Source organism: Shewanella sp. 38A_GOM-205m, from assembly GCF_000518445.1.
Lineage (GTDB): Bacteria > Pseudomonadota > Gammaproteobacteria > Enterobacterales > Shewanellaceae > Shewanella > Shewanella algae.
Genome location: NZ_JADP01000030.1, coordinates 31460 through 53528, shown reverse-complemented (window position 1 = coordinate 53528; position 22069 = coordinate 31460). Strand labels below are relative to the sequence as shown.

20 protein-coding genes are annotated in these 22069 nt (G+C 50.8%); 6 read left to right on the top strand and 14 right to left on the bottom strand.

Features of this window, described 5'->3' with window-relative positions:
• Positions 1–27: 27 nt before the first annotated feature.
• From rsmG to mioC, 3 genes are all read right to left on the bottom strand, one after another.
• A complete protein-coding gene (gene rsmG, locus N512_RS0115720) occupies positions 28–651 on the bottom strand; it encodes a 16S rRNA (guanine(527)-N(7))-methyltransferase RsmG (protein WP_028780950.1) in 624 nt (207 codons plus the stop codon).
• 100 nt (positions 652–751) lie between these two features.
• Positions 752–2641, bottom strand: coding sequence for a tRNA uridine-5-carboxymethylaminomethyl(34) synthesis enzyme MnmG (gene mnmG, locus N512_RS0115715; protein WP_028780949.1), 1890 nt, complete (start codon positions 2639–2641; stop codon positions 752–754).
• 450 nt (positions 2642–3091) lie between these two features.
• Positions 3092–3532, bottom strand: coding sequence for an FMN-binding protein MioC (mioC, locus tag N512_RS0115710; RefSeq protein ID WP_028780948.1), 441 nt, complete (start codon positions 3530–3532; stop codon positions 3092–3094).
• 148 nt (positions 3533–3680) lie between these two features.
• On the opposite strand from mioC, the gene N512_RS0115705 reads away from it, so the two are divergent.
• On the top strand, positions 3681–4532 hold the full coding sequence (locus N512_RS0115705) for an endonuclease/exonuclease/phosphatase family protein (RefSeq protein ID WP_037475269.1): 852 nt from the start codon (positions 3681–3683) through the stop codon (positions 4530–4532).
• Between the two features lie 171 nt (positions 4533–4703).
• Here the strand turns inward: N512_RS0115705 and N512_RS23830 are convergent, their stop codons facing one another.
• The 9 genes from N512_RS23830 to rpmH all read right to left on the bottom strand — a co-directional run bounded on the left by N512_RS23830 (position 4704) and on the right by rpmH (position 11299).
• Positions 4704–5267, bottom strand: a complete 564-nt coding sequence (locus N512_RS23830) for an ATP-binding cassette domain-containing protein (protein ID WP_197021464.1) — start codon at positions 5265–5267, stop codon at positions 4704–4706.
• A 33-nt stretch (positions 5268–5300) separates the two neighbouring features.
• Positions 5301–6044 carry a zeta toxin family protein gene (locus N512_RS23825; RefSeq protein WP_028780946.1) on the bottom strand — a complete coding sequence of 248 codons (744 nt, stop codon included), beginning with the start codon at positions 6042–6044 and terminating at the stop codon, positions 5301–5303.
• A gap of 82 nt (positions 6045–6126) precedes the next feature.
• Entirely contained in the window at positions 6127–6627 is a 501-nt protein-coding gene (locus N512_RS0115690; RefSeq protein WP_197021463.1) for a hypothetical protein, read from the bottom strand.
• Positions 6628–7102: 475 nt separating this feature from the next.
• The gene (locus N512_RS24845; protein ID WP_371873404.1) at positions 7103–7168 is read right to left on the bottom strand and encodes a hypothetical protein; all 66 of its coding nucleotides are present in this window, start codon (positions 7166–7168) and stop codon (positions 7103–7105) included.
• Positions 7169–7494: 326 nt separating this feature from the next.
• Complete coding sequence (mnmE, locus tag N512_RS0115685) at positions 7495–8877, bottom strand: tRNA uridine-5-carboxymethylaminomethyl(34) synthesis GTPase MnmE (protein WP_231473603.1); 1383 nt, start codon at positions 8875–8877, stop codon at positions 7495–7497.
• Between the two features lie 59 nt (positions 8878–8936).
• The gene (gene yidC, locus N512_RS0115680; RefSeq protein ID WP_028780943.1) at positions 8937–10562 is read right to left on the bottom strand and encodes a membrane protein insertase YidC; all 1626 of its coding nucleotides are present in this window, start codon (positions 10560–10562) and stop codon (positions 8937–8939) included.
• Positions 10563–10565: 3 nt separating this feature from the next.
• Positions 10566–10820 carry a membrane protein insertion efficiency factor YidD gene (gene yidD, locus N512_RS24150; protein ID WP_081737191.1) on the bottom strand — a complete coding sequence of 85 codons (255 nt, stop codon included), beginning with the start codon at positions 10818–10820 and terminating at the stop codon, positions 10566–10568.
• Positions 10787–11143, bottom strand: coding sequence for a ribonuclease P protein component (gene rnpA, locus N512_RS0115675; RefSeq protein WP_025889662.1), 357 nt, complete (start codon positions 11141–11143; stop codon positions 10787–10789). The genes yidD and rnpA overlap by 34 nt, the downstream gene beginning before the upstream one ends.
• 18 nt (positions 11144–11161) lie before the next feature.
• On the bottom strand, positions 11162–11299 hold the full coding sequence (gene rpmH, locus N512_RS24145; RefSeq protein ID WP_011758135.1) for a 50S ribosomal protein L34: 138 nt from the start codon (positions 11297–11299) through the stop codon (positions 11162–11164).
• A gap of 440 nt (positions 11300–11739) precedes the next feature.
• Here rpmH and dnaA point away from each other — a divergent pair, with 440 nt between their 5' ends.
• The 5 genes from dnaA to N512_RS0115650 all read left to right on the top strand — a co-directional run bounded on the left by dnaA (position 11740) and on the right by N512_RS0115650 (position 18957).
• Positions 11740–13128 (top strand): chromosomal replication initiator protein DnaA, encoded by a 1389-nt coding sequence (gene dnaA, locus N512_RS0115670; RefSeq protein WP_028780942.1) that lies wholly within the window; start codon positions 11740–11742, stop codon positions 13126–13128.
• A gap of 15 nt (positions 13129–13143) precedes the next feature.
• Entirely contained in the window at positions 13144–14244 is a 1101-nt protein-coding gene (gene dnaN / locus N512_RS0115665) for a DNA polymerase III subunit beta (RefSeq protein ID WP_028780941.1), read from the top strand.
• Between the two features lie 19 nt (positions 14245–14263).
• Positions 14264–15346, top strand: coding sequence for a DNA replication/repair protein RecF (gene recF / locus N512_RS0115660; protein ID WP_028780940.1), 1083 nt, complete (start codon positions 14264–14266; stop codon positions 15344–15346).
• Positions 15347–15362: 16 nt separating this feature from the next.
• A complete protein-coding gene (gene gyrB / locus N512_RS0115655) occupies positions 15363–17780 on the top strand; it encodes a DNA topoisomerase (ATP-hydrolyzing) subunit B (protein WP_028780939.1) in 2418 nt (805 codons plus the stop codon).
• Between the two features lie 130 nt (positions 17781–17910).
• Positions 17911–18957 carry an HDOD domain-containing protein gene (locus N512_RS0115650; RefSeq protein WP_037475266.1) on the top strand — a complete coding sequence of 349 codons (1047 nt, stop codon included), beginning with the start codon at positions 17911–17913 and terminating at the stop codon, positions 18955–18957.
• A gap of 54 nt (positions 18958–19011) precedes the next feature.
• On the opposite strand, the gene glyS is transcribed toward N512_RS0115650, so the two are convergent.
• Together glyS and glyQ are read right to left on the bottom strand one after the other, a co-directional pair.
• A complete protein-coding gene (glyS, locus tag N512_RS0115645) occupies positions 19012–21081 on the bottom strand; it encodes a glycine--tRNA ligase subunit beta (RefSeq protein ID WP_028780937.1) in 2070 nt (689 codons plus the stop codon).
• An 11-nt stretch (positions 21082–21092) separates the two neighbouring features.
• The gene (gene glyQ, locus N512_RS0115640) at positions 21093–21998 is read right to left on the bottom strand and encodes a glycine--tRNA ligase subunit alpha (protein ID WP_028780936.1); all 906 of its coding nucleotides are present in this window, start codon (positions 21996–21998) and stop codon (positions 21093–21095) included.
• Positions 21999–22069: the final 71 nt, after the last annotated feature.

The window sequence follows — 22069 nt, the reverse complement described above, 5'->3', positions numbered from 1 at the left end:
TTGATACGCCAGCCAATTGCAAGGCATTCAAACCTGGGGAGCTATGATCAGCAGATGTCTCTGTTCATCCAATTTAGGAACCTTGAGTTCGATGGATTCCCTGATGCTGTATCCCTCAGGGATCCCGGTCAACTCATCAGGGTTCAACTGCCCTTTAAGGGCATAGAATACCCCATTTTGCGCCGGCAAATGCTGACACCAGCTTAACATGTCTGCCACTGAGGCAAATGCGCGGCTGAGCACCCCATCAAACCCTTGTGGATCCTGAAAGGCTTCCACCCGGCTCTCAACCGACTGTATATTTTTTAATTTGAGTTCAATCTGAACCTGCTTTTGAAAACGGACCCGCTTGCCCAGGCTATCGAGCAGCACAAATTCTTTATCCGGATTCAAAATCGCCAGCGGAATACCGGGTAACCCAGGGCCAGTACCCACATCAATAAAACGCTGCCCCTTGAGATGAGGGGAGACGACCAGGCTATCCATGATATGCCGGATAAGCATCTGCTCAGGATCGCGCACCGAAGTCAGGTTATAGGCCTTGTTCCATTTGTTGAGCATGGCAACAAAACCGAGCAGTTGTTGCTGCTGTTCATCCGATACATTGAGGCCAGTCTCTGCCAGATATGTTTTTAACTGCGCTGCAAGCACGGGTATTCTCCCCAGAAAAATACTGCGGGGCTATTATGCGGCCCCAAAACGGCCAAGGGAAGCATCCACTGCTTCCCCGGCTCTGGAATAGTTCACGGTATCAGGCCGAGCGGCGCAGTAATCCCCGTTTTTTCAGATGCACCAGCAAAATGGAGATGGCTGCCGGAGTTACCCCCGAGATCCTGGAAGCCTGGCCTATGGTTTCCGGTTTATGGGCATTGAGTTTGGCGATCACTTCATTGGACAAGCCCGGCACTTCGTTGTAATCGAGCTCCAGCGGCAGACCGGTATTTTCGTTGCGCTGCGCTTTGGCGATCTCTTCCTGCTGGCGCTGAATATAACCGGCATATTTAACCTGGATCTGCACCTGTTCAGCGGCTTGACGATCCCCAAGACCCGGTCCAAAGCCTTCGATCCCCATAAGCTTGTCATAATCCAACTCAGGACGACGCAACAGCTCTTCAAACGAGGCTTCGCGAGATATTGGCGTATTGAGATGCGGATTCAGCGCTTCAACCAGAGGTGAATTCACATGGATCCATTGACTGCGCAGGCGTTGCAGCTCAGATTCAATCGCCTCAACCTTGGCAGAAAACTTGGCCCAGCGTTGATCGTCAACCAAGCCCAACTCACGACCTTTCTCGGTCAGGCGCAGATCGGCATTATCTTCGCGCAGCAACAAGCGGTATTCGGCGCGGCTGGTGAACATGCGATAGGGCTCTTTGGTGCCCAGAGTCGAGAGGTCGTCCACCAACACGCCAAGATAAGCCTGATCACGTCTAGGTGCCCAGGCGTCTTTGCCTTGTACCTGCAAAGCTGCATTCATGCCGGCCAGCAAACCTTGAGCCCCGGCCTCTTCATAACCTGTGGTGCCGTTGATCTGACCGGCAAAGAACAGCCCATCTATAGTTTTGGTTTCCAGCGAATTTTTCAGATATCGAGGATCAAAGTAATCATATTCGATGGCATAGCCAGGACGCATGATCTCGGCATTTTCCATCCCCTTGATCGAACGGACCAAGGCAATTTGTACATCGAATGGCAAACTGGTGGAGATACCATTGGGGTATAACTCATTGGTATTGAGCCCCTCGGGTTCAATAAAGATCTGGTGAGAACTCTTGTCGGCAAAGCGATGGATCTTGTCTTCAATCGATGGACAGTATCTCGGACCTATACCTTCGATAACCCCTGAATACATGGGGCTTCGATCCAAGCCACCACGAATGATTTCATGGGTTTTCTCATTGGTATGAGTGATATAGCAAGAAATTTGCTGTGGATGCTGACTCACATCTCCGATAAAAGACATCACGGGAAGAGGGTTATCCCCCTGCTGTTCAGTCATCTGTTGGAAGTCGACGCTGCGGGCATCGATACGCGGTGGCGTACCTGTCTTAAGGCGGCCAACCCGAATAGGCAACTCCCTGAGTCTGTGGGCCAGGGCGATCGCCGGAGGATCACCGGCACGACCACCACTGTAGTTTTCAAGACCTATGTGGATCTTGCCACCGAGGAAAGTGCCGGCAGTCAACACCACTGCAGGTGCTTCAAAAGCCAGCCCCATTTGGGTGACAACCCCTATGACTCTGTTGTTTTCAACAACCAGATCGTCAACAGCCTGTTGAAAGATCCTTAAGTTAGGTTGGTTTTGTAATATCTGTTGGATCTTTTGCCGATACAAGGCGCGATCCGCTTGGGCTCTGGTAGCTCTTACCGCTGGACCCTTACTTGAATTCAGGGTTCTGAATTGGATCCCGGCATAGTCAGTTGCTGTTGCCATGGCGCCACCCAAGGCATCTATCTCTTTAACCAAGTGCCCTTTACCTATACCCCCTATAGCCGGGTTACAGGACATCTGACCCAAAGTGTCAATATTGTGGGTCAGGAGTAGGGTATTGACACCCATTCTGGCAGCAGCCAATGCGGCTTCAGTTCCGGCATGACCACCACCTACAACAATTACATCAAACCGTTCATGAAAACGCATAGATTTACCTTTGGCTGGGTAAGGGATGAAAAAGGAATATCAGCCGATCATTTTAGCATCTGTAATGATGCAGGTGAATGCTCTATTTTGTGCTCTTGGATCGCAGGGGATCAGGCTTATAGATCTTAAGATCTTTATATAGATCTTCTTATTGTGTTTACTATTAGGATCGCACTTCGCTGTGGGTAAGGTTTATTGTTTATTTAAAACAACAGTTTAAGTAAAAATGATCCTGTGATCTGTTGGCGATCTATCTCCATTAAAGCTGGGGATAGATCGCGATCTTATCCACAAGGCGGATCTGGGCCGTATCGAGGATCTGATTCATACAAAGATTGATCAGATCAAAATAAAGTATTATCCACAGAGTTATATTTTTTAGACTTAATCTGTGGGTAAGTTAGATCTAAATTGTGAGTACTTGATGCTTTATTCAGGTTGAAAAGCATTTTATAACTCGGGCAGCCAGTCGTCGAGCCATGCCAATGCTGGATCTTCCGGTACGGGATCGTACTGAACATCGATCTGGATCTTATCCACATAGGGCTTGGCTCCCTTGGCGCTCAGTTGCTGTAGCAGCTTTTCCGGGCCTTGGCAGAAAGTGTCGTAACTCGAGTCGCCGATCGCACATAAAGCATACCGACAGTCCTGCAGGTTTTGGTTTGACTGGAGTAATTCCTGATAGAAGGGCTGCAAATTGTCCGGAAGATCGCCGGCCCCATGGGTGGAGGAAACGATCAACCAAAGGGCTTTGGGATCCAGTTGCCCCAACTGTGGGGTTAAGTACAGGCTTGTCTGGTGGCCGTTTTGTTCAAGCTTATTGATGAGTTCTTCGGCGACATATTCGGCTCCTCCCAAGGTGGTTCCAACTAATACTTCGACTTTCGCCATGATAATCCTCTCTGTATGTAGCGCTTGGCGCCTTGATTTAATCGGCCCATATTAATCCAATTTGCGGTGACAGACAGCCTTGGGTAACCTGAGTTTGAGCACTATTGCATTGATCCTGTTGTAGGCTCTTTCTGCGCTTGAGGCTGATATGAAACTGAAGTGGTTGCTGATCTTCCCGTTGCTTTCTTTGCTGGTGATACTTGGGGGATGGCATTGGTTGTTTACCGTACCGGCAAATGTTCAACTGCAATCTGACAGGGTTGATTCCAATACCGGCGCGGCCTGTATCCAAACGCCAACGGCAAAGGCGCTGGATAAGAATGGTGAGTTTGGCGTGTTGATCTGGAATATTCAGAAGCAGCAAAACGGCCTGTGGCGTTCTCGTCTCGATGATTTTACAACAGGCAGGCAGTTGGTGTTGCTGCAGGAAGCCAGTCTGGATCCCGGCATGTACCTTTATTTGAATGCTGCGCAGTGGTTTTGGCGTTTCGCCAACGCTTTCAGTGTATTGGATACCCCGGCCGGAGTGATGAATCTGTCACGCAGCGCTCCCTTGAGCAGTTGTGGCTACCGTACTCTTGAGCCCTGGTTGCGGTTGCCCAAGACGGCCTTGGTTGCCGAATATCCTTTGTCTGATGGCTCATTATTGACTGTGGTCAATGTCCATGGAATTAACTTCAGTGTCGGTATCGAAGAATATCGGCAGCAACTTAAGTCTTTGACTGAAGCCCTGGCTGAGGAAAGAGTAGTGGGGCCTATTATTCTGGCGGGTGATTTCAATACCTGGAGTGAGGAACGCAGTATGCTGCTGGCCGCCTTTGCTTCCTCTTTGGGATTGAATGAGGCTCATTTTGGCGAGGATAACAGGGTAAGAGTTCTGGGGTATCCTTTGGATCATCTCTTTTATCGAGGATTGAAACCCAAAGAGCTGTATGTGCCGGAAACAGATGTGTCGGATCACAATCCTATGGTCGCCAGCTTTGTGATTGCCGAGCGCTAGGCCATAAGGAAGGTGCGAACAAGTCCCATGTGTTCTCTGCGTCAGCTTACGGGCATGGATGCAAGGCGTGGTTCGCAGCAAATGGCCTTAGTCCTTTGTAAGAAGCACAACACAGCAGGCAGGCCTGTAAGCCACGCCCTTCGGGGCTTACACAGCAACCTGCTCTCTGCGTTATCCGACTTCGACAGGCCCCGGCATGCCTTCAGTCAGATGCCTTGAACGCCAATTGCTGTGTAAGCCAGAGTACCGCGAGGACTTATTCGCACCTTCCCTAATTAACTCATGTTTCCCTGACATCTGTTCCTCCAAAAAAGGGCCTGTGACCGAAGTAGCGGAAGTCAGCATTCCTAACGGAGGGCCCTGATAGATTATCTTTCCGCCATGTTTTCCGGCTCCCGGGCCCATTTCTATTACGTGGTCGGCATTGGCTATCATCTCAAGATTATGCTCGACGATTATCACAGTTTTTCCTTGATCTGCTAGTAAGGTAAACAGCTCGAGCAGGCGATCGACATCGGCCATATGCAGACCGGAGGTGGGTTCATCAAAGACATAAATGCCTCCGCTTCGTTCCAGTTCTGTTGCCAGTTTGAGTCTCTGCCTTTCACCTCCGGATAAAGTGGACAGCCGCTGACCTATCTGTATGTAGCCGAGTCCTACCTGAATCAGGCGTGTCAGTGCATTTACTATTTTCGTCTGGTGCTTGAATACCTGCAGAACCTCTTGCGGGCGCATGTTCATTATCTGAACGATAGATTTTCCAGCGACTCAAATGGTGCTGGCTTCCCCACTGTATCCCGAACCTTGGCAGGTTTCACACATAGACTCAATAGTTTCAAGAAACGCAAGATCTGTGCGTACAACACCTCGTCCTTTACATGCAGGGCAAGCCCCGGCTGCATTGTTCCTGAATAGGCCGACAGCTTTGCCACTCTGCCTGGCGAAATGGCGACGGATATCATCCAGGATACCGAGATAGCTGGCAGGGGTTGAACGGGAGGATGCGCGAAGTTCGTCTTGATCAATCACCACCACGTCTGCATAAAGGCGGGGCAATATCCTACTGGCTAACGTCGATTTCCCCGAGCCTGCGACACCGGCAACCACAGTTACGACCCCGAGGGGAATATCGACCGACAGATCATGAACATTGAACATAGACTGATGCTCAAGCTTGAGCCAACCTGAGTTTTTACGCTGTGATACTCTTGGAGAACTTTTTCGGCGCAAGCCTTGGCCTGTCATGGTATCTGCTTGTTTGAGCCCTATAAAAGGGCCTTGATAAACTACCTGACCACCCGCTTCTCCGGCCCCAGGGCCCATATCGATAACATGATCGGCAATGGCAATTACATCTGGGTCATGTTCAACTATGAGGACTCTATTTCCCTTATTCCGCAGGCGAGTGAGTAAATTGGCGAGTTGACGGACATCGCGGGCATGCAGCCCGACGCTGGGTTCATCAAAGATATATGCAATATCGCTGAGACTACTGCCAAGATGGCGGATCATCTTGATCCGCTGAGACTCACCACCTGACAGGCCAGATGTCTCTATTCAAATTAAATTTGTTGTTTGGATGTAGGTACGTCTGCTACTGATATTCTGCCTTCCACAAAGTCAAAGGTTCGGCAGAGCACCATTGCCAGAATTTCTTCTCCACCAAGTCACTTGCCGCGGCTGCATCCCGTTCCTCAAACAAGCGCCAATTTTCCTCTGCAGATTTCAGGGCATACTGTCTCAAGTAACCTGTGACTCTTTCGAAATCGGATGGCTCGAGAAGAAATATGCTGCCATCCCTGTAAGACTCCCAAGGTACCTGATCTTTAGGTTGTCGTTGATGATTCTGGAAGAACGCCTCGCTGTAGATGCTGGCCGAACCACCCGCAGACACACAGTCGTCCCAACGTTGGCAGCGAAAGAAATACTCGTCCTCAGCCTCAGCAGTGCCACTTAATTCACGGTAGGGGCAAGCTCGTTCCCAAGCCTTATCAATATTGGTTTCGGCCACACCTTGGCGCGCCAGTTCAATCTCATGGGGCTTGGGGAACCTGTCCATCAGCAATTGCGCTGGTTCGCCACTCTCGTTTGCCATCAAAATGGAGGGAGTTCCTATAAGGAACATACAGAGTGTAACGCTGGCGCAAGTTGAATTTGAAATCGATGGCATCAAGTGAAATGACATTCTACCTCCCTGAAGAACTAAGTTATTTATCCAGAAACAGGAATAGGCCATTTATAACTATGGCCTTTATCTTTACTTGTGCTGGTTACTTACGAGCACTGGCCTTTGAAGCCGTCTCGTTGTAAGCATTCAAGCCACCAGCCTTGGCAGCGCTCTGCCTCACGGTTTGTTGACTTGGCTGCAATGGCAATTAGAGCTATACCAAGTCGTACCGTGACCGTGAAATTTTCGTGGTATATAGCTTCAACCCCTTGAAGCAATTGATAGTCATTTAGCGGTTATTATTAGATCAATCCTTCGATGACTCAATTGCCCCTGAGAATAAATATTACTTAGGCATAACACCCTGAAGGATTAATTCATTAGTATGATGACATCAGATTAATCAATTATTTAAGGTTATTTTTTGGTAAATATGTAGGAGATGTATTTTCACTGTGTTCGGTGAAATTTTCAGTTTGGCGATTTAGGTGAAAGTAATCAATGAAGCTAGCTGAACGCTTGGTTCGATTCTCAAATCTATGCTTCTGAGATTGCCACTCAACCAGTCGTTTACTCTTAATGGTTTCGGCGAGAAGCATATGTTCTTTATTGTGTTGGCGCTGGGTAGGTGTTTGGGGGCGTTGTGATAGACTCCACTTGGGCCCCAATCAGTGCGAGTAGCATGTCATGGGCCCAACTGGGGACTAGATTTGGCAACAAACGGAAAATGACGAACTAATAAAATCAGTGGGTTATCTGCTATCGTTTGCTGTTGTTTTCCGTTATTTGCCCACTTTACTTCCCGATACAGAAACTGGAAAAAATTCTTCCCAGTAAATCGTCTGAGGTAAATTGGCCTGTGATCTCGGCCAGAGCCTGTTGAGTCATGCGCAGTTCTTCGGCTAACAGCTCACCTGCCTGATAGACTTCCAGCTGTACTTTGCCCTGCTGCAGATGTTCACCGGCGACTTCCAGGGCTTCCAGGTGACGGCGACGGGCGATAAAACCGCCTTCCAGGTTACTCTGATAGCCCATCAGGTTCTTGAGGTGCTGTTTCAGCGCATCGACCCCGAGCCCGGTTTTGGCTGAGATCCTAAAGACGTCATAGCCTTTCTCTTCGCAGGGGCTCAGTGACTCACCGGTCAGATCCGCCTTATTACGCACCACAGTGACGCCGAGGTTTTCCGGCAGACGATCAATAAAGTCCGGCCAGATTTCATGGGGATCAATGGCTTGGGTTTCTGTGCCATCGACCATAAACAGCACTCTGTCGGCGGTGGCGATTTCGGCCCAGGCTCTTTCTATCCCTATCTGTTCCACTGTGTCAGTGGTGTCACGCAGGCCGGCTGTGTCTATGACATGCAGTGGCATGCCATCCAAGTGGATATGCTCCCGCAATACATCCCTTGTGGTGCCGGCTATTTCGGTGACAATCGCCGACTCTTTTCCCGCCAGGGCGTTGAGCAGACTGGACTTACCGGCGTTGGGGCGGCCGGCTATCACTACTTTCATCCCTTCGCGGATGATGGCGCCCTGTTTGGCACTGGCCTGTACCAAGTCCAGTTTATCTATGATGCGATAAAGGGCATTGGCAATCTTACCGTCGGAGAGGAAGTCTACCTCTTCATCGGGAAAGTCGATGGCGGCCTCGACATAGAGACGCAGATTGGTAACCTGTTCCACCAACTCATGCACTTCGCGGGAAAACTCGCCTTGGAGTGATTGCAGTGCGCTCTTGGCGGCCTGTTCACTGGTGGCATCGATAAGATCGGCAATCGCTTCTGCCTGGGTCAGATCCAGCTTGTCATTCATAAAGGCCTGTTCGCTGAACTCACCAGGGCGTGCCAAGCGGATCCCCTCGACTTCCAGGACACGCTTAATCAGCATGTCCATGACGATTTGACCACCATGGCCCTGAAGTTCCAGTACGTCTTCACCGGTAAAAGAATTCGGGCCTTTGAAAAACAGGGCGATCCCCTGATCCAACACTTCTCCCTGACTTCCCTTGAAATCACAGTAATCGGCATATCTTGGCTTGGGCTGGTGGCCCAGTAATGCCTGTGCAACGGCTTGGGCCTTGGGCCCCGAGACTCTGACTATGCCTACACCACCGCGGCCTGGAGCGGTGGCCTGTGCCACGATAGTATCTGTTGTCACTGCATTAACCCTTGAAAACATATTTATAAAAGCAAAAGGCGACCCTTAGGCCGCCCTTGATCATTTGACCCAAAATCGGCTTATTTTAAGCCTTTTTTCTCCAGGCCGGCATAGATAATCTTCTGCTGGATAATGGCAACTATGTTACCCACCAACCAGTAGAGTACCAGACCGGATGGGAACCAGAGGAAGAATACGGTAAAGATTACCGGCATCCATTGCATCATCTTCTGCTGCATAGGATCCATGGTTGGTGCCATTGGCTGCATTTTTTGCATCAGGAACATGGAAACACCCATCAGCAGCGGCAGAATGTAGTAAGGATCCTGTACCGACAGATCGTCAATCCACAGCATGAACGGCGCATGACGCAGTTCCACACCTTCCATCAGTACCCAGTAAAGGGCAATAAAGATAGGCATTTGCAGCAAGATAGGCAGACAGCCACCCATGGGGTTCACTTTTTCCTTCTTGTACAACTCCATCATAGCCTGGCCCATCTTCTGGCGATCATCACCGAATTTGTCCTTCAGCTCCTGCAGTTTTGGTTGCAGGTTACGCATCTTGGCCATGGAGGTGTATTGCGCCTTGGTCAGCGGGAACAGAATACCGCGCACCGTCAGGGTGATCAGTATGATGGCCAAGCCCCAGTTACCCACTATTGACTGGAAGAACATCAGCAGCTTGTAGATAGGCACTGCCAGCCACCAGAGGAAGCCATAATCCACAACCAGGTTAAGGGTGTCAGACAGCTCGGACAGGGCGGCTTGATCCTTTGGACCTACGTAGAAGTCGGCGCTCAGGGTCATTTCAGTGCCCGGGGCTACTGTCTTTGTCTCACCCAGGTAGCCAATGTTGGCGGTTCCTGAGCTCTCTCTGGTGAATATGGTGTTGGTTTCATTCTTTGGTGGAACCCAGGCTGACACAAAGTAGTGTTGCAGCATGGCGGCCCAGCCACCTTTGGTTTCCTTCTCCAGATCCTTTTCCTGGATATCGTCAAACTTGTACTTCTCGTAGCGGATATCGGCAGTTGAGAAGGCGGCACCACGATAAGTTGGCATCATCATGCTGCTGTCTGAAGGTTTGATGGTCTGTTTAATCTGACCGTACATCTGAACCTGCAGCGGCTCAGAAGTGGTGTTGTCAATTTTGTATTCAACTCCCACGGCAAACTGGCCTTTGTGGAAGGTGTAGATCTTGGTGTACTTGGCGCCGTTTGCTGCGGTGTAACTCAAAGGAACTGACAGTGTATCCTGGCCATCGGCAAGGGTGAATTCCTTGGCACTGGCAGAATAGGTAGCACGGCTATTGACACTGTCAGTACCGCCGGTGCCCATCAGGCCACTCTGGGCTATGTAAACAAAACCGGGTTTCTGTTCCAACAGGACAAACGGCTCATCTTTGTTCAGTTCCAGTTTGTGAGAAACCAGAGCAGCATGCACTATGTCACCACCGACAGGGTTGATCAGCACATCCAGTTGATCTGTGGTGACCCTGATAAGATCTTTGGACGCCACGGCCGTTTCTCCTGGCATGCCTGATTTGGCAACCGGAACGTCAGCGCTGTGAGTTGTCTCTTGAACGGAAGTGGCAACTGTATTTTCAGTTACAGCGGGTTTGGGTGCTTTATCGGTTTGCCACTGTTGCCACAGCAAGAAGCTGACAAACAGCAGGCCGATAAGCAGTAAATTGCGTTGAGATTCCATAGCCTATTTATTACACCTGTCATTTTTAGGGGGGACGGGATCACTGCCGCCCGGATGTAAAGGGTGACATTTTAATATGCGTTTGATTGCAAACCAACTCCCTTTAATCGTTCCGTGCACTCGCACAGCTTCTATGGCGTAGTGAGAGCAGGTTGGATTAAAGCGACAGCGAGGCCCCAGCAGTGGGCTGATAAGGAGTTGATAGGCTCTGATAGCCTTGATTATCAGCCATTGAAACGGCGACTGAGTTTGCGCCATAACTTTTCTACCAGCTTTCTGAGCTGTTCATTATCCATATCCAGCACACCGCCGCGAACCAGCACCACTATGTCCAGTGGAGGTAAATCATGTTGATTAAGGCGGAAGCTATCTCGGATCACCCGCTTGATGCGATTGCGTTGATTGGCTCTCTTTACATGGCGTTTGGCCACAGTAAGTCCAAGACGCGGATGTTGCATCTCATTGGGTACAGCAAGCAGGGTTATTTCAGCTGAGGAGGCTTTAATGGGGTTGGTAAATACAGTTTTGAATTGCGCGGGAGTTAGCAAGCGTAACTCCCGCGTAAAGGTGTAACGAGTCACCTAGTTGTCTACTCGCAATTAAGCAGACAGACGAGCGCGACCTTTGGCACGGCGACGAGCCAGTACCTTACGGCCGTTCGCTGTAGCCATACGAGCGCGGAAGCCGTGAGAACGCTTGCGCTTCAGGTTGCTAGGTTGAAAAGTACGTTTACTCATGATGGCAATCCGTCTTTGTTAGTGAATTTACCTTATCTCTCGTACGAGGTAAGGGCAAAAAAGAGGCCGAATTGTAATCACTTTAGTCAGAGCAGTCAACACGCGCAGCCCTTCTCAAGGTAATTTATCTCGGCATTTTCGCGATCTGTAGAGCAGAGTTCACCACAGGATGTGGATAACTCTGTGTACGGACACTACATCTTGTGGATCCATTGATCTCTTGGCAGATCGGCGGTCGCTGATTATAGATCAGGGTGGATCGCTTTATAAAGCGGGATTTTAACCGCTTCACCAAATAGTGGATCTTGGTGGATCGATCCGGATCCGGTGGATCTGATGATTGGGATCCGGCTGGGGATAATTACACTTAAAGGATAGCGATTATTCAGATCTCACTATAGAATACCCTCCTTTCGAGGCGATCTTTTGGGGATAAGTAAGTGGCGGTTTCACTTTGGCAACAATGTATCGGACGACTGCAAGATGAGCTTTCTGCTCAACAATTCAGTATGTGGATCAGACCGTTACAGGCCGAAATGGATGGGGATACCCTGGTGCTCTATGCACCAAACCGGTTCGTGCTTGATTGGGTTCGGGATAAATATCTCAACATTATCAATCAGTTTTTTACTGAGCATTTGGGCAATGATGCGCCAAAACTCAGGTTTGATATAGGTAGTCGTCCGTCGGCCAAGCCCCAGGTTCAGACCCCAACTGCGACCAAGGCCTCTGTCAGTGCTCCCAAGAGTGCGGCCGGTAAAGGTGCGACCTTTAATACTGCCGCTGAACCGGCCGTAAACCACAGCTATCGCAGCAATATTAACCCCACTTACCAATTCGACAACTTTGTTGAAGGTAAGTCCAACCAACTGGGTAAGGCGGCCGCATTGCAGGTGGCAGAAAACCCGGGTGGTGCCTATAACCCTCTGTTTTTGTATGGCGGTACCGGTCTGGGTAAGACTCACCTGCTGCACGCCGTAGGCAACGGCATTATCAAGAATAATCCCAATGCCAAAGTGGTCTATATGCACTCAGAGCGTTTTGTGCAGGACATGGTCAAGGCGTTGCAAAACAATGCCATCGAAGACTTCAAGCGTTACTATCGCAGTGTTGATGCCCTGTTTATTGATGACATTCAGTTTTTTGCCAATAAAGACAGATCCCAGGAAGAGTTTTTCCACACCTTTAATGCCTTGCTTGAAGGCAATCACCAGATCATTTTGACATCGGATCGTTATCCGAAAGAGATCGACGGTGTGGAAGATCGGCTCAAGTCGCGCTTTGGCTGGGGTCTTACCGTGGCCATCGAGCCGCCTGAGCTGGAAACCCGGGTCGCCATTTTGATGCGCAAGGCGCAGGAGAGTGGGATCAACTTGCCGGATGAAGTGGCCTTCTTCATCGCCAAGCGCTTACGCTCCAACGTGCGTGAACTGGAAGGGGCATTGAACCGGGTTATCGCCAATGCCAACTTTACCGGTCGGCCAATAACCATTGATTTTGTGCGCGAAGCCTTGCGTGACCTCTTGGCTCTGCAGGAAAAATTAGTCACTATAGACAACATTCAGAAAACAGTGGCTGAATACTACAAGATCAAGATGGCCGATATGCTGTCCAAGCGCCGTTCCCGCAGTGTGGCGAGACCGAGGCAGATGGCCATGGCGTTATCTAAAGAATTAACCAATCAGAGCTTACCTGAGATAGGTGATGCTTTTGGTGGTCGTGACCATACAACTGTGCTGCATGCCTGCCGCAAGATTGCGCAGCTGCGGGAAGAGAGTCACGACATTAAAGAAGATTATGCCAACTTGATTAGAACCTTATCTTCTTAATCAGGGAACAGGACCATGAAATTTTCGATCGATAGGGATGCCCTATTAAAGCCGCTCCAGTTGGTCAGTGGCGCGGTGGAAAGACGCCATAACTTGCCCATTTTGGCAAACCTCCTGGTGGAAGTAAGTAATCACTCACTCAAGATGACGGGTACAGATCTTGAGGTGGAATTGGTCGGCAGTGCCGAGGTCAGTGGCGAAGTGCAGGAAGGTCGCACCACAGTGCCGGCCAAGAAACTGCTTGATATCGTCAAGTCACTGCCTGAGCAGAGCGAAATCAAAATCGAACAGCAGGAAAACAAGTGGCTGCTTCGCAGCGGTCGCAGCCGTTTCTCGTTGGCGACGCTACCGGCGGAAGAATACCCCAATGTCGAGAGTTTCCAGCCCGCCATCGAATTTAGCCTCAAGCAGGGCACACTCAAGTCACTGATAGATGCCACTCAGTTTTCCATGGCCAACCAGGATGTGCGTTACTATCTCAACGGTTTGCTGCTGGAAACCGAGGGTAATGTGCTGCGCGCCATTGCAACAGACGGCCACCGCTTGGCTCTGAGTCACAGAGAAATAGCAGCCTCTTTGCCGGAAAATCAGGTGATCGTGCCTCGTAAAGGGGTGATGGAGCTGGCTCGTCTGCTGGACAGTGAAGATCAGGATATCCATATTGCCATTGGTGATAACGCCATTCGTGCTACTACAGCCAGCGCTGTGTTCACCAGTAAGCTGGTGGATGGCCGCTTCCCGGATTATCGCCGGGTATTGCCCAAAGGCGGCGACAAGATAGTGCTGGCCAGTCGCAATCAGCTTAAGCAAGCACTATTGCGGGCATCTATCCTGTCCAATGAGAAATTCCGTGGTGTCAGGGTGCAGCTGGAAAATGCGCTGCTCAAGATCACCGCCAATAACCCGGAGCAGGAAGAAGCCGAAGAGATCATCGATGTGGATTACGCCGGTCAGCCGCTCGAAATCGGCTTCAACGTCTCTTATCTGCTGGATGTGCTCAATGGTCTCAAGGCCGATGAAGTGAGGATCACCCTCAGTGACGGTAACTCCAGTGCCTTGATTGAAAACCACGTCGAGGAAGACTCCATGTACGTGGTGATGCCGATGCGCCTCTAGGGGCGACTTTGGGCCATAAATGAGTCTAACTCGTCTCAATATCCAAGCTTTTCGTAATATCGATTCAGCCCAACTGCTCCCCGGCACTGGGCTGAATCTTATTTACGGCCAAAATGGCAGTGGCAAAACCAGTGTCCTGGAGGCGATTTACTTTCTTGGGATGGGGCGCTCGTTTCGCAGTCATCTGTCTCAGAGGGTGATCAATAACCAACAGGATCAGTTGACCCTGTTTGCCAATTTGAGCCTGCCCTCCGGTGACAGTAAGCTAGGGCTACGGCGGTTTCGCAGCGGCGAAACCGAGGTCAGAATCGATGGCGAGAAGATAAAGCGCCTGTCTGTGCTGGCCGACACCCTGCCTATTCAGGTAATAACCCCAGAGAGCTTTTCGCTGTTGTTTGAAGGCCCCAAGGCCAGGCGTCAGTTTATCGATTGGGGCGCGTTTCATTGCGATCCTCAGTTTTATCAGGCCTGGGTCAATGTAAGGCGGATCCTCAAGCAACGTAATCAATTACTTAAGGATGGCGCTGCCTACCAGCAAATCGCATACTGGGACCGGGATTTTATCCGTTATACCGAGTTGGTCACCGAGATACGAAAGGCATATGTAGACTCGTTAAATGAGCTACTTAAGGGTATAATCGGGGAGTTTTTACCACAGGTTGATATCAAGGTTTCCTTTACCCGTGGTTGGGATAGTAAAACTGAGTTTTCGACCCTGTTACAGGCGTCTTATTCCCGGGATCTATCCATGGGGCACACCGTCAGTGGCCCCCATAAAGCCGACTTGAGACTCAGAGTGGGTAATCTACCCGCTCAGGATGCTTTGTCCCGTGGTCAGCTGAAGTTATTGGTGTGTGCACTGCGAATAGCACAAGGAAAGCTGCTTAAACAACAAATAGATAAGAATAGTATCTATCTGGTCGACGATCTGCCGTCGGAGTTGGATGCGAAACACAGGAAGTTATTGCTGCGGCAGTTGAGCGAAACCGGGGCGCAAGTGTTTGTCACTGCGATTGACCCGGCAGCAATATCAGATTCATTAAGCACGCCCCCAAGCCGGATTTTTCAGGTGGAACAGGGGCGGGTAACGGTCATTGAATAACCGATGAGAGAATAATATGTCAGAGAACAGTTACGATTCTTCGAGTATCAAGGTCCTTAAGGGCCTTGATGCGGTACGTAAAAGACCTGGGATGTATATTGGTGATACCGACGATGGCACGGGTCTGCATCACATGGTATTCGAAGTCGTCGATAACTCTATCGATGAAGCTTTGGCGGGCCACTGCAGTGACATAGTGATCACCATCCATGTTGATGGCTCTGTATCTGTCAAAGATGATGGTCGTGGTATTCCGGTCGCCATTCACCCTGAAGAAGGGGTATCGGCTGCCCAGGTTATTATGACAGTGCTGCACGCCGGCGGTAAGTTCGACGACAACTCCTATAAAGTTTCCGGTGGTTTGCACGGTGTGGGTGTGTCAGTGGTTAACGCCCTGTCGGAAAAGCTGCAGTTGACCATTCGCCGCGATGGCAAGGTTTATGAGCAGTTCTACAAGCACGGTGAGCCGCAAGAGCCTATCAAGGAAATCGGTGAAGCAACCAAGACAGGTACTGAAATTCGTTTCTGGCCCAGCCATGAAACCTTTACTGATACTGAGTTTCATTATGAGCTGCTGGCCAAACGTATTCGCGAGCTTTCATTCCTGAACTCAGGCGTGGGTATCCGTCTTATTGACGAGCGCGACAACAAAGATGAGTTTTTCCACTATGAGGGCGGTATCAAGGCCTTCGTAGAGTACCTGAACCGTAACAAGACTCCGGTGAATAAGGATGTATTCCACTTCTCCCAAGAGCGGGAAGATGGCATCACTGTTGAAGTGGCCATGCAGTGGAACGACGGTTTCCAGGAAAGCATTTTCTGTTTTACCAACAACATTCCCCAGCGTGATGGTGGTACTCACCTGGCAGGTTTCCGGGCGGCATTGACCCGTAACCTGAACAACTACATGGAGAATGAGGGCTTTAACAAGAAGGGCAAGACCAACGCCACAGGTGATGATGCCCGTGAAGGCCTGACCGCAGTGGTTTCTGTGAAGGTTCCGGATCCCAAGTTCAGCTCCCAGACCAAAGACAAGCTGGTTTCCAGTGAGGTCAAAGGCGCCGTGGAACAGACCATGGGTGAGAAGCTGAATGACTATCTGCTGGAAAACCCAGCCGATGCCAAGATGATTGTTGGCAAGATTATCGACGCTGCCCGCGCCCGTGAAGCGGCCCGTAAAGCCCGCGAGATGACCCGTCGTAAAGGTGCCCTGGATTTGGGTGGTTTACCGGGTAAATTGGCGGACTGTCAGGAAAAAGACCCTGGTCTTTCTGAAATCTACATAGTGGAGGGTGATTCGGCCGGCGGTAGTGCCAAACAGGGCCGAAACAGAAAGAACCAGGCTATTTTGCCACTCAAGGGTAAAATTCTTAACGTAGAGAAGGCTCGCTTCGACAAGATGCTGTCTTCTCAGGAAGTGGCGACTCTTATCACTGCCCTTGGCTGCGGTATCGGCCGTGATGAATATGATCCGGAAAAAACCCGTTACCACTACATCATCATCATGACGGATGCTGACGTCGACGGCTCGCACATTCGTACGCTGCTGTTGACCTTCTTCTTCCGTCAGATGCCTGAGCTGATTGAGCGTGGCTTTGTTTATATTGCCCAGCCTCCTTTGTTCAAAGTGAAAAAAGGCAAGCAGGAGCAGTATCTGAAAGATGAGCCGGCATTGACTGAATACTTGACCACTCAGGCTCTTGATGGCGGCTGCATCTATCCATCCAAGGATGCACCGGCCATGTCTGGTGAAGGCCTGGAGCGTCTGGTTAATCAGTATCGCGAAGTGGAAGCCATCATTGAGCGCTTGGAAAAGCGTTACCCAACCAATGTGACCAACCGCATGCTGTATCGTCCACGGGTGACAGCCGAAATGCTGGCCGATGAGGCCGCTATGACCACTTGGTGCAAAGGCCTGCTGCAGGATCTTGAAGATGAAGAGAATGGCGGCGTTATCTACAAGATGGAAACTGTGCTGGATCCAGAGCGTAAGGTGTATCTGCCGCAGCTCATTGTGCGCAAACACGGTATAGATACCCATTATCTGTTTGGTTATGACTTCTTCCATTCCAGCGATTATGAGCGTATCGCCAAGCTGGGTGAGCAGATCTGTGATCTGATTGAAGACGGCGGCTATGTTAAACGCGGTGAGCGGGTCAAAGAGGTCAGCAGTTTTGTTGAAGCTCTTGACTGGCTGATTGCTGAGTCCAAGCGCGGTCTCTATATCCAGCGCTATAAAGGACTGGGTGAAATGAACCCAGAGCAGCTATGGGAAACCACCATGGATCCCGAGAGCCGCCGCATGTTGCAGGTCACCATTGAAGATGCGATAGCGGCCGATCAGCTGTTTACCACTCTGATGGGCGATCAGGTTGAGCCAAGACGCGACTTTATCGAAGCCAACGCCCTCAACGTGGCTAACCTCGACGTTTAATCAAACAGCTTGTTATCTTTAAAAGGAAGGCCTCAGGCCTTCCTTTTTTATTGGGTGTTTACCGCGTTAACTTTAGGAAATAGCGATTATACTGAACCATCTGGGGTGGAATAATTGCGCAGGAAATCAAGTGATAGGAATCTTCAGGAAACTGTTTAATGTCAGGGAAAACGTTGAAGTAGAGCGACCAAAAAGCTTCAACGAAGCCCCGCCCAATATCCAGCATGAGCAGCAAGCATTGAGCCGCTCGCGGGAGACTGAGGCTGACGAGCTGGTGGCTGCCGTCGATGCTACTGCACTGTTTTACAGTTTACTGTTCTCCGTCAGCAGCCAGAATAGCGGTGGCGTTGCCAATAAACTCGAAAAGCGAGTCATGAGCGACATTGAGCAGGCACTGGCCTCACCGCAGCAGATTGCCGATTCTGTACTGCAGATCCCTGGTCGAATACTGGAGTTGGACAACAAACTCAGCGATCCAGAATTTGATAGTCAGGATATAGTGGTACTGATTCAGCAAGATCCCGTATTGAGTGCCGAGGTGATCCGCATCTGTAACTCGGCGGCTTTTCGCCGCAGCGAGCGGCAGATAACCAGTCTCCAGCAGGCTCTGGTTCAACTGGGCAGCAACAGACTAAGACGGATAGTGACTACCTGCATGATGAAAGAGATGATAGATATCAAACCCATCTACTTTCGCCGTTTTGGGGCCCATTTGTGGCGCCATTCACTACAGGTGGCTTTCCTGGCCGGAGAACTGGAAACCGAAGAACCGGATACTGCTTTTATGGTGGGCCTGCTGCACGATGTTGGCAAGATAGCCATCTTCAAGCTGTTGCTCGATGCTTTCAATCAGGCCGACCCCGGCGAGCAGCCCAAGTCCTGGCTGTTCCGCCAGGTGATGACGGCGCGCTCTTTGTCATTGAGTCGCCTGCTGGTGAGTTGCTGGCAGTTACCCAAGGCATTTGAGATTGTACTGCAACCTCTGGCCAATGTCGGTGCCAAGCCTGAAAATCGTTTAAGCCAGCTGATTTGGCAAGCCAATCTGATCAGTGAATGCTCTATGCTGGTGGAAGAGGATAAGTTGCCCCCGGAATTGCTGGATGCCTTGTTGAAGGAAGCCAATATCAGCCGGGAAATGTTTGAACAGTGGCATCAGAAACTGCTTGAAATAAAATGAAAAAACGCGCCGAAAGGCGCGTTTTTTAGCTGTTTGGCATCACTGCAACTGCCATCACTGCAACAGTGATATATCGGCCACTCGCAGGAACTGATTCCGCAGCTGATTCAGCAGTGCCAGACGATTGCAGCGCAGCGCCTCATCGTCGGCCATTACCATCACATCTTCAAAGAAGGTATCTACCGGCTCTTTCAGCGTCGATAACAGGGTCAATCCCTGTTGATATTCCCCTTTGGCAAACAAGGGCTCAAGTTGTGGCTGAAGTGAGCTCAGAACTTGATTCAGGGCCTTCTCGGCATCTTCCTGCAGCAGGGCAGTATCGACTTCGCTTGGTAATTCACCTTCAACCTTGGCGAGAATATTGGAAACCCGCTTGTTGGCTGCGGCCAGAGAGGCGGCTTGCTCCAGGCTGCGGAAATGGCTGACGGCCTGGATACGGCTGTCAAAGTCGGCCGGACGAGTCGGCCGACGGGCCAGAACCGCCAGAATCACATCGGTACTGATGCCTTTATCCTGATACCAGGCACGGAAACGGCCCATCAGAAATTCCAGCACCTCTTCGGCGCAGTGCTGATTGCTGAGGTTGCTGCCGTGAGCCTTGATGGCGCAGCCAATCAGTTCGAACAGATCCAGTGGCAGTTTGTTCTCAACAATGATCCGCAGTACACCTATGGCCGCGCGGCGCAAGGCAAAGGGGTCGGCAGCGCCTTTAGGAGCCTGGCCGATACCGAATATCCCGGTCAGGGTATCCAGCTTCTCTGCCAGTGCAACGGCGCAGGATACCGGCGCTGTAGGTACAGTATCACCGGAGAACTTGGGCTTATACTGTTCTTCCAATGCCAGTGCAACGGCTTCGGTTTCCCCTTCGAGGCGTGCGTAATGCATGCCCATGGTGCCTTGGGTGTCGGTAAATTCCATAACCATATTGGTCATCAAATCGGCCTTGGACAACAGACCGGCCCGCTTGGCATCGGCTTGGTTGGCATCGATTTTGGTCGCAATGGCTTCGGCCACACAGGAGATACGCTCCACTCTGTCTTTAAGGGTGCCCAATTGCTTCTGGAATACCACGGTTTCCAGGCTGGCAATGCGGGACTCGAGTGATTGCTTTTTATCTGTGTTAAAGAAGAATTCGGCATCAGCCAGGCGAGGGCGGACAACTTTCTCATTCCCGGCTATGATTTGCGCCGGATCTTTGGACTCAATATTGGTCACAAAGATGAAGTTGGGCATCAGCTTATTGTTGCCATCAAATACCGGGAAGTATTTCTGATCGCCTTTCATTGTGTAGACCAGAGCCTCGGCGGGCACCTGCAAAAACTTCTCTTCGAAAGCCGCTGTCAGTACCACAGGCCATTCAACCAAGGAGGCGACTTCTTCAAGCAGTTCGTCGGCGATATCGGCACGGCCACCCAACTCGGCAGCGGCTTTTTCGGCGTCTGTCTTGATGATATCCATTCTGGCCTGATAGTCGGCAATCACCTTGCCGCGCTCTTTCAAGCTGCTGAGGTAGTTGTCGGCATGATCCAGCTCGAAGCTGGCTTCGCCCATAAAGCGGTGACCACGAATGGTACGTGCCGAGGTGATACCCAACAGCTCACCGGCAACCAGCTTGTCACCCAACAACATGGTAACTGTATGCACGGGGCGAATAAATTGAGTCTTGTTGCTGCCCCAGCGCATAGGCTTGGGGATAGGCAGCTTGTCCAGGGCGCGCTGGGCCATGGCCGGGATCAGGCTTTCAGTGGTCACACCTTCAACCTTGGCGCGGTGCAGCAGCCATTCCCCCTTGTCTGTCACCAGACGCTCGGCTTCGGCAACGCTGATACCATTGCCGCGGGCCCAGCCTTCAGCGGCCTTGGTTGGCTTGCCTTCGGCATCAAAGGCTGAACTGACCGCTGGGCCTCTTTTCTCAACCACTTTATCCTGTTGTGCCAGGGCCAGTTGCTCTACGTAGAGCGCTAAACGGCGCGGAGCGGCATACCAGTGTGCCTTGCTATAGCTGAGTTCGGCCTTGTCCAGCTCTTCACTGAAGTTGTTTACAAAAGACTCTGCCAGAGTGCGCAGGGCTTTTGGTGGCAGCTCTTCGGTACCTATCTCTATGAGTAAGTTGTCAAAATTCATTAGTTTCTACCTCACTTGCACATTGGGAAGCCCAGGGCTTCACGCGCCTGGTAATAAGCTTCGGCTACCGCCTTGGCCATGGTGCGCACCCGCAGGATGTAGCGCTGACGCTCGGTCACAGAGATAGCGTGACGGGCATCGAGCAGGTTGAAGGCGTGTGAGGCCTTCATGACTTGCTCATAAGCGGGCAGAGGCAGAGGTTTTTCCAGTGAAAGCAGGTGCTGACAGGTCTTTTCGCACTGATCGAACAGACCGAACAGGAAGTCGACATCGGCATGTTCAAAGTTGTAGGTTGACTGCTCCACTTCGTTTTGGTGGAACACGTCACCATAGGTGATCCTTCCCATTGGGCCGTCGGTCCACACCAGATCATAGACGCTGTCTACGCCCTGAATATACATGGCAAGACGTTCTAGACCATAGGTGATTTCGCCGGTTACCGGGCTACATTCGAGGCCACCAACCTGTTGGAAATAGGTGAACTGGCTGACTTCCATACCGTTGAGCCAAACTTCCCAGCCCAGGCCCCAAGCACCCAGGGTAGGTGATTCCCAGTTGTCTTCAACGAAACGGATATCATGGATACTTGGGTCTACACCCAGGGCCTGCAGTGAGCCCAGGTACAGCTCCTGAATATTATCCGGTGAAGGTTTCAATACGACCTGAAACTGATAGTAGTGCTGAAGACGGTTGGGGTTTTCACCATAGCGGCCGTCGGTAGGGCGGCGCGATGGTTGGACATACGCGCTGCTCATCGGCTCTGGGCCCAATGAACGCAAAAAGGTTTGTGGATGGAAGGTGCCGGCACCGACCTCCATGTCCAGGGGTTGAACTATGGCGCAACCTTGCTGCGCCCAGTATTCTTGCAGGGTTAAGATAAAACCCTGGAATGTCTTCACGTCGTGTTTCGTCGTCATATCTACTGCTGTCAGCTATTAATAGAAAATGGTTTCGATTATACCTTGTCGATATAGGCTTATGTAGGTTA

What these genes read in the sequence shown, in the direction of transcription:
- mnmG (WP_028780949.1), bottom strand. Translation starts at nt 2,641, where the DNA reads ATGCGTTTTCATGAACGGTTTGATGTAATTGTTGTAGGTGGTGGTCAT.
- mioC (WP_028780948.1), bottom strand. Translation starts at nt 3,532, where the DNA reads ATGGCGAAAGTCGAAGTATTAGTTGGAACCACCTTGGGAGGAGCCGAA.
- N512_RS0115705 (WP_037475269.1), top strand. Translation starts at nt 3,681, where the DNA reads ATGAAACTGAAGTGGTTGCTGATCTTCCCGTTGCTTTCTTTGCTGGTG.
- N512_RS23830 (WP_197021464.1), bottom strand. Translation starts at nt 5,267, where the DNA reads ATGCGCCCGCAAGAGGTTCTGCAGGTATTCAAGCACCAGACGAAAATA.
- N512_RS23825 (WP_028780946.1), bottom strand. Translation starts at nt 6,044, where the DNA reads ATGATCCGCCATCTTGGCAGTAGTCTCAGCGATATTGCATATATCTTT.
- N512_RS0115690 (WP_197021463.1), bottom strand. Translation starts at nt 6,627, where the DNA reads ATGGCAAACGAGAGTGGCGAACCAGCGCAATTGCTGATGGACAGGTTC.
- mnmE (WP_231473603.1), bottom strand. Translation starts at nt 8,877, where the DNA reads ATGTTTTCAAGGGTTAATGCAGTGACAACAGATACTATCGTGGCACAG.
- yidC (WP_028780943.1), bottom strand. Translation starts at nt 10,562, where the DNA reads ATGGAATCTCAACGCAATTTACTGCTTATCGGCCTGCTGTTTGTCAGC.
- yidD (WP_081737191.1), bottom strand. Translation starts at nt 10,820, where the DNA reads ATGGCGCAAACTCAGTCGCCGTTTCAATGGCTGATAATCAAGGCTATC.
- rpmH (WP_011758135.1), bottom strand. Translation starts at nt 11,299, where the DNA reads ATGAGTAAACGTACTTTTCAACCTAGCAACCTGAAGCGCAAGCGTTCT.
- dnaN (WP_028780941.1), top strand. Translation starts at nt 13,144, where the DNA reads ATGAAATTTTCGATCGATAGGGATGCCCTATTAAAGCCGCTCCAGTTG.
- recF (WP_028780940.1), top strand. Translation starts at nt 14,264, where the DNA reads ATGAGTCTAACTCGTCTCAATATCCAAGCTTTTCGTAATATCGATTCA.
- gyrB (WP_028780939.1), top strand. Translation starts at nt 15,363, where the DNA reads ATGTCAGAGAACAGTTACGATTCTTCGAGTATCAAGGTCCTTAAGGGC.
- glyS (WP_028780937.1), bottom strand. Translation starts at nt 21,081, where the DNA reads ATGAATTTTGACAACTTACTCATAGAGATAGGTACCGAAGAGCTGCCA.
- glyQ (WP_028780936.1), bottom strand. Translation starts at nt 21,998, where the DNA reads ATGACGACGAAACACGACGTGAAGACATTCCAGGGTTTTATCTTAACC.